Source organism: Streptomyces sp. NPDC055966 (assembly GCF_042269865.1).
In the GTDB taxonomy this organism is placed as follows: Bacteria; Actinomycetota; Actinomycetes; order Streptomycetales; family Streptomycetaceae; genus Streptomyces.
This window is the reverse complement of record NZ_JBHJYK010000034.1, coordinates 74,883-85,859: the sequence shown is the minus strand read 5'-3', so window position 1 is coordinate 85,859 and position 10,977 is coordinate 74,883. Positions and strand designations below refer to the sequence as shown.

The following is a 10,977-nucleotide window of genomic DNA, read 5'->3' as shown; positions in this document are numbered from 1 at the left end:
GCGATGTGCTCGGTCCCGGCGTACTTGCGGCGGCGCACGGCGTCGGCGGCCGCGCCCAGCGCGTGCAGCGGGGCGTCGCGGTAGAGGACGAGGGCCTCCTCCGGGGTGATGCGTCCGCCCGCTGCGGCTCGGTCGAGCACGGCTGTGACATCAACAGAAGCGAGGTCGGCCTTCTCGGTCACCGGGCTGCCTTTCCGCAAGGAACGTGGACGGACCGAACCAGCCTACGCCAGCCGTTTCACCCCACCGACCTCAGGCCGCGCACGCGCCGATCAGCACCCCGGCCAGGGCGCCGGACAGCAGGAACGGCCCGAACGGGATCGCCGTCCTGCGCCCCGCCCGCCGTACGACGACCAGCGCGCCGCCGTACAACGCGCCCAGCAGGAACCCGGCGAAGGCGCCGAGCAGCACGACGGACCAGCCGTACCAGCCGAGCACCGCGCCCATCCCCACCGCCAGCTTCACGTCGCCGAAGCCCATGCCGGAGGGATGGACGAGGAACAACACGAGATAGCCCGCGCCCAGGGCGAGCGCACCGTACAGCGCGGTCAGCCAGTGGCCGGCGTGCTCGGGAACCAGCGCGGCGAGGCCCAGCAGGGCGAGGGCGGCCGGGGCGAGCGGCAGGGTCAGCGGGTCGGGCAGCCGCTGCACCCTGACGTCGATCACGGCCAGCAGCACCCCGACGGGCGCGAGGAGCAGCCAGACCGCCAGTTCCGGCCGGGTTCCGGTGGCGGCGGTGAGGGCGGCGCACAGGAGAGCGGTGACGGCGGCGAGGAGGGAGACCTCCCGGATCCGCCCGCGCTCCCCGCCGCGCACGCACTCCCCGCAGCGTGCCGGTCCGAGCCAGCCGCGCAGCGCGTGTCCCCGCGGGCACCGGTCCCGCCACCCCTCCCCCGCCGGAACCGCGAAGCGGCAGGCGGCCCTGGGGAGCAGCGCCCCTGCCACCGCGCCCCACAGCACGGCGGCGGCGATGCAGAGCGGCACGCCCCTCACCCGGCCGCGGTGACGCCCTCGCGCCGGGTCGGCAGGAGTTCGTCGGGGAGGGCCTCGGTGCGTGGTTCCATGCCGGCTCACTCTCCATCAGTCGCGCCACGGAAGGCGGCCACCGTATCGTTGCGGCGCATGTGGCCGGGAGAGCGGCCGCCGGTGGGCGGACAGAACCCGCGGCACCCCCGTCGGACTTGTCGGACTCCTGACGCCGCGTTCCGCGGCCTGGTTACGGCTCGGCTTCCCCGTCGTCCCTGCGTGGGCCGGCGGTGTTCGCCGGCGCCACGCCTCAGTGGCCTCGCAAGGACGGGGACGGGGGGCCCGCAGCGGCTCACGGACTCAGCAGGTCCACCTTGACATCCGCCGGGAAGCCGGTCGTCGGGCCCACCCGGCGGGCGAACTCGGCGACGGCCGTCAACTGCGGGGCACCGAAGCTGAAGTCGAGGGTGGTGAAGTACTGCGCCAGGGTCGCCTCGTCGAAGTTCTCCCAGCGGGCGGCCTGTTCGGCGACCTTGCCGACCTCCTCCAGGGAGACGTTGCGGGAGTCGAGGAAGGCCTCGTGGACCTGGCGGGTGAGGAGCGGCTCGCGCTCCAGGTACTCCCTGCGGGCCGCCCAGACCGCGAAGACGAACGGCAGGCCGGTCCACTCCTTCCACATCCGCCCGAGGTCGTGCACGGTCAGGCCGTAGCGCGGGCCGTCGAAGAGGTTGGCGCGCAGTGCCGCGTCCCCGATCAGGACGGCGGCGTCGGCCTCCTGCATCATCAGGCTGAGGTCGGGCGGGCAGGTGTAGTACTCGGGGTGGACGCCGTAGCGCTCGGCGAGCAGCAGCTGGGCGAGCCGGACCGAGGTGCGGGAGGTCGAGCCGAGGGCGACCCGGGCGCCGTCGAGGCGGTCGAGGGGGACCTGCGAGACGATCACGCAGGACATGACGTCGCCGTCGCAGCCGACGGCGATGTCGGGAAAAGCGACGAGATCGTCCGCGTTGCGCAGGAACTCGACGAGGGTGATCGGACCGATGTCGAGATCGCCGCGCACGAGCTGCGCGCTGAGCTTCTCCGGGGTGTCCTTGGTCAGCTCGAAGTCGAGGAGCGTGCCGGTTCTCGCGAGCCCCCAGTAGAGGGGCAGGCAGTTCAGGAACTGGATGTGGCCCACGCGTGGCCGGGTGCGAGAATTGTCCACATCGCGAGGCTAGACCCCGTGCGGTACGGTGCTGCGACCGACCCCGCCATCGAACGGAGTAACAGCCGTTCAAACATCCGGGTGAAGTGATCTTGCCCTCTATTGCTTTCGGCTGCCCGCATGCTAGGCTCGCCGCAAGTTGCAGTTTGGTTTCCCTTGCAGTACAGAGCCTGCGGAGCATGTGACCGCGGGCTCTCGTCGTTTTCAGACGAATGCAGTTGTGCAGCACCGTTTCGCACGTGCAGGTTCTGGAGCAGGGCAACCCTTTTGAGCCCAAGGAGGGCTTATGGCTACCGGAACCGTTAAGTGGTTCAACGCCGAAAAGGGCTTTGGCTTCATCGCCCAGGAGGGCGGCGGCCCCGACGTCTTCGTTCACTACTCCGCGATCAACGCCCAGGGCTTCCGTTCGCTCGAGGAGAACCAGCAGGTCTCCTTCGACGTGACGCAGGGCCCGAAGGGCCCGCAGGCGGAGAACGTCACCCCCGTCTGATCACTGCCTGATCGCAGAACCTGAGTGCAGTACCCAAGGAGCCCCGCGCCGTAAGGCGACGGGGCTCCTGCCTTTGCCGGGAACCTGCCTTCTGTGAATTCCCGGCGAATTCTCCACTTCTCTACACGTGCTGCATGACGAGGACGAAGGCCGTGCCCGGCACCAGCGCCTCGTACGAGTGGGCGACATCCCCGCGATACGTCATGTAGTCACCGGGGCCCAGTTCCACCTCTTCCCCGACCGGTCCCGCCTTCACCCGTCCCGAGCCGACGATCAGATGCTCCACCGTGCCCGGAATATGCGGCTCCGCCGCGCGGGCCGAGCCCGGCTCCGTGCTGATCCGATAGATGTCCCGGCGCGCCCCGGGCGGACTGGCCGACAGCAGCGTGCCGACGAAACTGGCCTGCTCGGAGGCGACGCCGGGGCCCTCGCCGGCGCGGATCACCTGGACACTCTGCACCGGCGGCTCGACCAGCACGCTGAACGGCACCCCCAGCGCCACCGCGAGGGCCCACAGCGTCTCGACGTTCGGGTTCCCGCTGGCGGCCTCCAGCTGGGACAGCGTGGACTTGGCGATTCCGGCACGCTTGGCCAGCTCGGACAGGGACAGCGCGGCACGGGTGCGCTCGCGCTTGAGGGACGCGGCGATCCAGTCCATCGGGAGCCGGTCGGGGACCTCGGACATCTTGTTCGCTCCATCGGTACGATCGTTCGCCTTGACGGACAGAGTACTCACTGTCCATTGTAGAAAACATGCGTTCGCCACAACGAACAACCCCGATACCCCCGACATCCTCCACTCCCCCGGCGCCCTCCGGCCTGTCCGAGGACCGCTCGCTGATCCGCGACGCCTCGCTCGTCTGGCTGGCCAGCGGCATCGTCGGCGTCTCCTTCGGCGCGGTCTCCGTGGCCGGCGGGCTGCCGCTGTGGGTGCCGGTGCTGATGTCCGTGCTGGTGTACGCGGGATCGGCCCAGTTCAGCGCCGTCGGCGTGCTGCTCGCCGGGGGCGGGCCGGTCGCGGCGGTGGCCACCGGGCTGCTCCTCAACACCCGTACGGCCGCGTTCAGCCTGGCCGTCGCGGAGATCCTCGGCACCAGCCGCGCGGCCCGCTTCCTCGGCGCGCACCTGGTCACCGACGAGACGGTCGCCTTCGCTCTCGCCCAGAGCGATCCGGTACGGCAGCGGCGGGCCTTCTGGATCTCCGGGCTCGGGCTGTTCGCCGTGTGGAACATCGGCGTGCTCGCGGGAGCACTGGCCGGCAGCGCGCTCGGCGACACCGCGCGCTACGGCCTGGACGCCGCCTTCCCGGCCGTCCTGGTCGCCCTGGTCCTGCCCGCGCTGCGGGCCGACGCGGCGGTACGGCGGTGCGCGGCGGCCGGCGCCGCACTGGCGCTGGCCGTGACGCCCGCGGTGCCGGCCGGGGTGCCGGTGCTGGTCGCTCTGGCCGGGCTCCTCCTGCACCGGGGACCGGTCGCCCGGAAGGAGGCCTCCGCATGAACGCCACGGTCGTCGTGATCCTGGCGCTCGCCGTCGGCACGTACGCCTTCCGGCTGGTCGGACCGGTGCTGCACGGGCGGGTGACGGTCCCGCCGCGCGTCCAGGAGCTGGCCTCGGCCGGGGCGGTGGTCCTGCTGGTCGCCCTGCTCGCCACGGGCGCGCTGACCGAGGGCGGCGGCTTCGCCGGCTGGGCCCGGCCGGCCGGGGTGCTGGTGGCCGTCCTGCTGGCCTGGCGGCGGGCACCGTTCGTCGTGGTGGTCGTGGGCGCGGCGGCGACGACCGCGCTGCTGCGGGTGGCCGGGGTCGCCTGACCCCCCGCCGCCCTTTCCAGGGGGGAGAGACGGAGATCCGGGGCCGCTTGAGGACCGCTTGAGGAACGCTTGAATCCGGGAGTACCGGGGGGCTGACCTGGTACGGGAACCAGCGGGGACGGCATGGGGATCGTTCCCCAGGAGCATCGGTCACGGCGTCGGGGAGAGGCCCGGCGACCGGATCACGAACCGTCTCTGCTCTTCCTGTCTTCCTGGGGGATACACCATGCGTTCCATCGCACTGCGTACGAAGACGGCTCTGACCGCGCTCGCCGGCGCGGGTGTGCTGACGCTCGGTATCGCCGCGTCCGGTCCGGCGAACGATGTGGGCCGCGACCTGGCGCATGTCGCGGCCGGCCTGTCGGACGAGCACGCAGCGTCGGGTCCGGTGCTGGCGGACGAGCGCGACCCGCGCAGCGTCAACCCCTGACCGTCCGGGGCAGCGGCCGCACCGACCGGGCACCTGCCCCGTCGGTGCGCTTCCTCGCCTACAGCCGCCTGCCCGCCTCGGTCACGCCCATTGCGTCGTACAGAGCCTCCGCCGCCTGTCGGTGCCGATGCGCCGACGTAGCGTCGCCCAACGCCTGTGCCGCCTCCGCCATGCCGTGCAGCGCCCGGGCGACCTCGAAGCGGTAGTTGAGCCGAGAGGCCAACTCGTGTGCGCGGCAGTGCAGTTCCATCGCCCGGTCGGGCGCGGCACGCCGCAGATACACCAGACCCACCAGGTTGGCCACGGTCGCCTGCCGCAGGGCATTGCCCTCGGCGGTGACCAGGTCCAGGGCACGCTCGGCGTGTTCGGCGACCGAGCGCACATCGCCGAGGCGCTGGCAGACCTGCGCCCAGAGCGCGAGGACGACGGCCACGTTCCCGGGTTTGCGAGACTCGTCGCACAGTTCGAGCGCCTGGGCGAGACAGGCGCGGGCCCGCTCGTCGTCACCCGTGCCGAGGTGGGCGAGGGCCAGCCAGGTCAGCGAGGAGATCTCGTTGTTGCGCTCGCCGAGGCGCCGGTTGAGCTCGGTGGCCCGGGCCGCGTACCGGGCGGCCTCGGCGTAGTGGCCCGCCCAGGTCTGCACGGTGCTCAGGTTGACCAGCGCCTGCGCCTCGTCGCGCGGTGCCCGCACCTCCCGGTGCAGCCGGATGCCCTGGGACAGGTGGGCGCGGGCCTCGTCGAAGTGGCCGAGCGCCCCGTGCAGCAGGCCGAGCACGTCGAGGCAGAACGCCCTGGTGCTGCGGTCGTCGGCATCGGCCAGGTCCAGGGCCTCCTGCGCCGTGGTGATGCCGTCCTGGAAGTCGCCGAGCCACCAGTGCGCGATGGCCAGATTGGTCAGGCTCAGGCCCAGCAGCTCCCGGTCACCGAGCCGCTGGCAGGCACCGACCGCGATCCGGCTGATCACCCGGAACTGCTCGTTGTGTCCGCGTAAGTTGAGGTAGAACAGCAGATTGCGGGCCAGCAGCGCGGCGGTGCGGTGCAGGTCCTGCGCGGCCGCTCTGGAGAGGATCGCGAGAAGCGCCTCGTGCTCGCGGTCGAACCAGCGCAGCGCCTGCTCGCCGACGTCCAGCCGGGGCAGTTCCGGCGCGTCGGCGGCCGGCGGGTCGCCGAAGGGCTCACGGCCGGGAAACAGCACCTCGCACGCCACGTCGGTCGCCAGCGTGTAATACGAGACCAACCGCCCCACCGCCCCCTCCTCGTCGTCCTCCGCCTCCCGCACGCTCATCGCGTAGGTGCGCACCAGGTCGTGGAAGCCGTACAGCCCGGCCTCGTGCTGTTCCAGGAGGTGGGCGTCGAGGAGGTTCTCCAGGGTGTCCTCGGCGTCGTGGACGTCGGTGCCGAGCAGCGCGGCGGCGGAGTGGACGTCGATGGCGCTGCCCGGATGCAGGCCGAGGAGGCGGAAGGCGATGCGCTGGTCCGCGTCCATCGCCTGGTACGACAGCCGCAGCGTGGCCTCGACGCTGCGCTCCCCGGCGCTCAGTTCGCGCAGCCGCCGGGTCTCGTCGGCGAGCCGGTCGACCAGGTACTGCACGGTCCAGCGGGGGCGGTTGCGCAGCCGGGCGGTGGTGATGCGCAGGGCGAGGGGCAGTCCGCCGCACAGGCCGGCCAGCCGGGCGGTGGCCTCGGGTTCGGCGGTGGTGCGGTCGGCGCCGAGGGTCCGGGTGAGCAGGGTCGCGCTGTCGTCGGGCGAGAGCAGGCCGAGGGAGAGCCACTCGGCGCCGTCCAGGTCGAGCATCCGGACCCGGCCGGTGAGGATGGCCAGGCAGTCCTCGGCGGCGGGCAGCAGCGGGCGGACCTGGGCGGCGTCGGCGGCGTTGTCGAGGAGCAGCAGGAGTCTTCGCTGTGCCGAAACGGTTCGCCAGAGCGTCGTACGCCGCTCCAGGTCATCGGGTATCCGGTCGTCCGGGATGCCGACGGCACGCAGCAGGGAGTGCAGGACGGCAGACGGCTCCTGCGCCTTCTCGCCGGGGCTGAAGCCACGCAGGTCGACGAAGAGCTGCCCGTCCGGGTAGTCGGCGGCGAGCAGATGGGCCGCGTGCACGGCGAGCGCGCTCTTGCCGCTGCCGCCCATCCCGTCGACGCCGACGATCCGGGTGCTCCCGCCGGCCGGGGCCCGCCCCACCTGGAGGATCCGCGCCAGCTCCGGCTCGCGCCCGGTGAAGTCCGGCAGGTCGTAGGGCAGGGTGCAGGGGGCGGGCTCGGAGGCGGACGGCTGGAGGTAGGCCGCGGGGGCGAGGAGCGCGGCGCGGTCGGCCACGGACTGCGGTACCCGCGGGGCCACTTCGGGGCTGTCGCGCAGAATGGCCTCGTACAGCCGGGTCAGTTCGGCGCCCGGGTCGATGCCCAGCTCCTCCACGAGCAGCGCGCGCACCCGGCCGAACTCCTCCAGCGCCTCCGCCTGCCGGCCGGCCCGGTACAGGGCGAGCATCAGGCGGCCGCGCAGGGTCTCCCGCAGCGGATGGGCGATGATCAACTCACGTAACGGGCCGACCAGTTCGGTGGACTGGCCGAGTTCGAGCTGGAGCTCGAAGTACTGCTCGGCGACCGCCATGTGGCGCTCCTCCAGCGCCGCGGAGGCCGCCGTGATCACCGTGCCGCCGGCGCCCGCCATGACCGGGCCGCGCCACAGGTCCAGGCAGGCCCGCAGATGCCCGACCGCCTCGGCGGCGTGCCCGGCGGTCACCGCCTGCCGGGCCTGGCGGGCCCACTGGGTGAACTCGTGCAGGTCCAGCTGGTGTTCGCCGAGCATCGCCCGGTATCCGGCGCCGTCGGTGACGATCACCGAGGCGCCGTCGGGGATGCGGGTGCGCAGCGCGGCGACGGACTTGCGGATCTGGTGGCCGGCGGTCTGCGGCGGCGCCTCGTCCCAGGCCGCGGCGACCAGCCGGGGCAGCGGCACCATGCGCCCCGGCTCCAGCAGCAGGGTGACCAGCACGCGTTCCTGGGTCGGGCTGCCGAGCCGCAGCCGGCGCTCGCCGTGCCAGCCTTCCAGCGATCCGAGGATGTTGAACCGTACGACAGGACGACCCGATGCCGACGGTGCCGCCGAATCCACGAATGCGTCCCCTCCGCCCCGTCGCACCGCTCGGCCCGAGATGTTCGGGACCACCTAGGTTGTACCGGAGCGAGCGGCGCGGAGGGGGCGATTCCGTCCTCGCGGCGCACAGCTCGGCCCTGGCGGACAGCTCTGTCCCGACGGACAGCTAACCATCTTCACGCGAGCTGGAGGAGGGTCGCGTGCGCATCGCCTGCCAGCGCCGGGTCGTGGCGCAGGATCGCGTTCTCCACCCGGCGCAGCGCCGGGGAGGGCTGGATGCCCAGCTCGGCGTCCAGCAGGCGGCGCATCCGGCGGAAGACGTCGAGGGCGTCGGCCTGCCGGCCCGCGCCGTACAGGGCGATCATCAGCTGCTCGCAGAACCGTTCCCTGAGCGGGTGGTTGGTGTGCGCCTCGGCCAGCTCCGCGAGGACGGCGGCGTGCCGGCCGAGGCGCAGCTCGGCGTCGAAGCGCAGCTCCATCGCGCGCATCCGGTACTCCTCGTAGCGGGCGGCGGCCAGCTGGCACAGGGCGCCGCCGGTCAGGCCGCCGAAGACGGGCCCGCGCCACAGCGCCAGCGCCTCGCGCAGCAGCCGGGCGGTGTTCCCGGCGTCGTCCGGCGGGGCCGCCTCGGCCCGCCGGACCGCGCCGACGAACTCGGCGGCGTCCAGCTCGCCCGCGGCCACGGTCAGCCGGTAGCCGGAGGGGTGAATGGTGACGCGCGAGGCGGGCCGGTCCGGCTCCAGGGCGCGCAGCTTGCGGCGCAGCCGGCTGACGTGCGCCTGGAGGGCGTTGGCCTGGTTGTCGGGGACGGCCTCGCCCCACATCTCCTCGACCAGGCTCTCCCCGGAGACCGGCTGGCCCTCGCTGATCAGCAGCGTCTGCACGAGGGTGCGCTGCAGGTCGCCGGAGATCTCCGCGGGACCGGACACGGTACGGACATGCAGCGCCCCGAGGACCGAGAACTTCAGCATCCTGACTCCGCCTCCCGTTGGTGTCGCTGGCGTCGTCGTCCTTCTTCCGGCGACATACCGACGGTGCCCCCGGGCCGTACCGGTTCGTTCCCGATCCGTTCCCGGTCCCCGGATCAGGTCGCGTCGCCGGTGACCAGCGCCTTCAGTGAGGTCACCCGCCGGGCCGCCACCTCGGGGGAGTCGGCGTGCACGACGAAGTGCCCGGGGGCGCGGGCGTCGGGCGGCGTGACATGGCGCACATGCGGCAGGACCCCGACCTCGGTGCTCTCCAGCCGCCACGGCGGGTTCAGCACGGCCGCCGCCGCGAACCGGCCCGGCCGTACGGCGTCCACGAGCCGGCCGCTCAGCACGTCGACGGCGCCGGCCGCCAGGTCGCAGCCGCCGGCCACCTTGAGCAGCTCGGGCACCGGGTCCCTGGCGAGACCCGCCCGGCAGCCGGTGATGACCGGGCCGCGCGGGGTGAGCGCGACGCTCGTGTGCGCGGGCCCGTACTGGTAGCCGGTCAGGTCCAGCAGAGCGGTCACCACGGCACGCACCTCGGCGGCGGTGTCCTCGGTCAGCGGGGCCGGATGGAGCAGGCCGTAGGGCATGCGCGCGGTGATCCCGACGGCCTGGTGCATGCCGTGCACGCTCAGCGTCTCCACGGTCAGCCCGAGGGCACCGGACGGCACCTGGGCGCCGCCGGGCGAGAGCCGGTTGTCGCGGACGAGGCGCTGGACGGCGTCCTGGTCCGCGAGCAGGGCGAGGGAGCGGGCGGAGTTGACGAACAGCCCGGCGTCGGCGGCCTCGGCCAGCAGGGCGCGCAGGGCGGGCTCGTCACGGGTGTCGGCACGGGCCGAACGCACTTGGACCCCGGCCTCGGCGGCCTCGCGGACGAGACGCAGGTCCGGGTTCAGCAGGAAGATCCGGCGGACGTCGTTGTCTTCTTTCATGCCTCTGCTCGGGGTATGAGGTCGGCGAGGGTGGAAAGGCAGGCTATGAGGGGGCGTTACCGTTCCGGTCCCGGACGGATCCCCGGGTGACGGGGTCCAGGGAACGCTATCGGTTTTCCGACCGTACTAGCGGTTTTCCCCGAGGTCCCGCGGCTGGATGCGCACGGTGTCGGCGAAGGCCCGGGCGGGCGGGCTCAGCGCGTCCCAGCGGCGCACCGCCCAGCCGACCGGCAGCGGCCGCAGCCCGGCCAGCGGGACCAGCCGCAGCGGTCCCGCGCCGGGTACGGGCGGTCCGGGTACGGCGGGTACGACGGCCCTGCCCGCGCCCAGTTCGGCGAGCAGCAGCGCCGTGTCCCAGTCGGCGACGGAGGCGTCGTAGGCGAAGCGTACGCCCGCCTCGGCGCAGGCGGCGTCCAGATGGGCGGCGGAGGCGGAGTTGGGCGGCAGCCGGATGAGCGGGACGTCGGCGAGGTCGGCCGGATCGAGCCGGGAGCGGGCGGCCAGCGGGTCGGCGGCCGGTACGGCCAGCACCCAGGGCAGCTCGGCCACGGTGCGCTGCTCGATGCCCCGCACCGGCGGGCCGAGGGTGATCCAGGCGAGGTCGAGGGTGCCGTCGGCGAGCGCGTCGAAGGTGCCCCGGCCCGAACTGACCGTGCGGAACTCCAGGTTGACCCTCGGGTGCCGGCGGCGGAAGGCGACGACCGCGTCGGACATGAAGTGCCGTACGGTGGTCGCGCCGGTGGCCACGCGGACGTGCCCGCTGTGCCCGTCGAGCAGATCGCGCAGCTGCCGTACGGCGAGGTCGAGCCCGGAGATGCCCTCGGCGGCCGCGGCCTCCAGGATCCGCCCGGCCTGGGTCGTGACGACGCCGCGCGGCCGGCGCTCCAGCAGGGCGAGGCCGGTCTCCCGCTCCAGCCGTTTGACGTGCTGGCTGACCGCGGACTGGGTGCAGCCGAGGTCGCGGGCGACGGAGCTGAGGCTGCCGGCCCGGCACACGGCCACGAACACGCGGAGGTCCTCAAGAGTCACAACACCCAAGCTAACACTGGGGTTTGCCGACACATCTCAAGGATTGACTCGGA

Annotated in this window: 11 protein-coding genes and 1 pseudogene; 4 read left to right on the top strand and 8 right to left on the bottom strand. The window is 73.0% G+C overall.

The genetic code is table 11. The features are described from left to right. The 3 genes and pseudogenes from ACFC8N_RS44535 to ACFC8N_RS44525 form a co-directional block, all read right to left on the bottom strand. Nucleotides 1-182: pseudogene (locus ACFC8N_RS44535) on the bottom strand (dehypoxanthine futalosine cyclase); the annotation flags it as partial. Nucleotides 183-252: 70 nt separating this feature from the next. Continuing rightward, complete coding sequence (locus tag ACFC8N_RS44530; protein ID WP_356039287.1) at nucleotides 253-984, bottom strand: A24 family peptidase; 732 nt, start codon at nucleotides 982-984, stop codon at nucleotides 253-255. Nucleotides 985-1,318: 334 nt separating this feature from the next. Further along, a complete protein-coding gene (locus tag ACFC8N_RS44525; RefSeq protein WP_356039284.1) occupies nucleotides 1,319-2,167 on the bottom strand; it encodes a menaquinone biosynthesis protein in 849 nt (282 codons plus the stop codon). 286 nt (nucleotides 2,168-2,453) lie between these two features. Between ACFC8N_RS44525 and ACFC8N_RS44520 the strand changes: the two genes are divergently transcribed. Next, complete coding sequence (locus ACFC8N_RS44520; protein WP_003974443.1) at nucleotides 2,454-2,657, top strand: cold-shock protein; 204 nt, start codon at nucleotides 2,454-2,456, stop codon at nucleotides 2,655-2,657. Between the two features lie 121 nt (nucleotides 2,658-2,778). Here the strand turns inward: ACFC8N_RS44520 and ACFC8N_RS44515 are convergent, their stop codons facing one another. Next, nucleotides 2,779-3,342 carry an XRE family transcriptional regulator gene (locus tag ACFC8N_RS44515; protein ID WP_356039282.1) on the bottom strand — a complete coding sequence of 188 codons (564 nt, stop codon included), beginning with the start codon at nucleotides 3,340-3,342 and terminating at the stop codon, nucleotides 2,779-2,781. A 68-nt stretch (nucleotides 3,343-3,410) separates the two neighbouring features. Between ACFC8N_RS44515 and ACFC8N_RS44510 the strand changes: the two genes are divergently transcribed. The 3 genes from ACFC8N_RS44510 (at nucleotide 3,411) to ACFC8N_RS44500 (ending at nucleotide 4,895) form a co-directional block, all read left to right on the top strand. After that, a complete protein-coding gene (locus ACFC8N_RS44510; protein ID WP_376295390.1) occupies nucleotides 3,411-4,154 on the top strand; it encodes an AzlC family ABC transporter permease in 744 nt (247 codons plus the stop codon). After that, the gene (locus ACFC8N_RS44505; RefSeq protein ID WP_071383418.1) at nucleotides 4,151-4,465 is read left to right on the top strand and encodes an AzlD domain-containing protein; all 315 of its coding nucleotides are present in this window, start codon (nucleotides 4,151-4,153) and stop codon (nucleotides 4,463-4,465) included. The genes ACFC8N_RS44510 and ACFC8N_RS44505 overlap by 4 nt, the downstream gene beginning before the upstream one ends. Before the next feature lie 226 nt (nucleotides 4,466-4,691). Further along, nucleotides 4,692-4,895 (top strand): hypothetical protein, encoded by a 204-nt coding sequence (locus ACFC8N_RS44500; protein WP_376295388.1) that lies wholly within the window; start codon nucleotides 4,692-4,694, stop codon nucleotides 4,893-4,895. 58 nt (nucleotides 4,896-4,953) lie between these two features. Here ACFC8N_RS44500 and ACFC8N_RS44495 read toward each other — a convergent pair whose 3' ends face one another. From ACFC8N_RS44495 to ACFC8N_RS44480, 4 genes are all read right to left on the bottom strand, one after another. Beyond that, nucleotides 4,954-8,010, bottom strand: coding sequence for a BTAD domain-containing putative transcriptional regulator (locus tag ACFC8N_RS44495; RefSeq protein ID WP_376295386.1), 3,057 nt, complete (start codon nucleotides 8,008-8,010; stop codon nucleotides 4,954-4,956). Between the two features lie 158 nt (nucleotides 8,011-8,168). Further along, nucleotides 8,169-8,963: an AfsR/SARP family transcriptional regulator gene (locus ACFC8N_RS44490; RefSeq protein ID WP_362823413.1), complete on the bottom strand. Its 795-nt coding sequence runs from the start codon at nucleotides 8,961-8,963 to the stop codon at nucleotides 8,169-8,171. A 113-nt stretch (nucleotides 8,964-9,076) separates the two neighbouring features. Beyond that, on the bottom strand, nucleotides 9,077-9,895 hold the full coding sequence (locus ACFC8N_RS44485) for a hypothetical protein (RefSeq protein WP_356039268.1): 819 nt from the start codon (nucleotides 9,893-9,895) through the stop codon (nucleotides 9,077-9,079). 126 nt (nucleotides 9,896-10,021) lie between these two features. Beyond that, a complete protein-coding gene (locus tag ACFC8N_RS44480) occupies nucleotides 10,022-10,924 on the bottom strand; it encodes a LysR family transcriptional regulator (protein ID WP_356039265.1) in 903 nt (300 codons plus the stop codon). Nucleotides 10,925-10,977 lie beyond the last annotated feature (53 nt).

Bases quoted from the DNA above. Each gene is read 5' to 3' on its own strand.
- ACFC8N_RS44520 (WP_003974443.1), top strand. From the start codon at position 2,454: ATGGCTACCGGAACCGTTAAGTGGTTCAACGCCGAAAAGGGCTTTGGC.
- ACFC8N_RS44515 (WP_356039282.1), bottom strand. From the start codon at position 3,342: ATGTCCGAGGTCCCCGACCGGCTCCCGATGGACTGGATCGCCGCGTCC.
- ACFC8N_RS44510 (WP_376295390.1), top strand. From the start codon at position 3,411: ATGCGTTCGCCACAACGAACAACCCCGATACCCCCGACATCCTCCACT.
- ACFC8N_RS44505 (WP_071383418.1), top strand. From the start codon at position 4,151: ATGAACGCCACGGTCGTCGTGATCCTGGCGCTCGCCGTCGGCACGTAC.
- ACFC8N_RS44500 (WP_376295388.1), top strand. From the start codon at position 4,692: ATGCGTTCCATCGCACTGCGTACGAAGACGGCTCTGACCGCGCTCGCC.
- ACFC8N_RS44490 (WP_362823413.1), bottom strand. From the start codon at position 8,963: ATGCTGAAGTTCTCGGTCCTCGGGGCGCTGCATGTCCGTACCGTGTCC.
- ACFC8N_RS44485 (WP_356039268.1), bottom strand. From the start codon at position 9,895: ATGAAAGAAGACAACGACGTCCGCCGGATCTTCCTGCTGAACCCGGAC.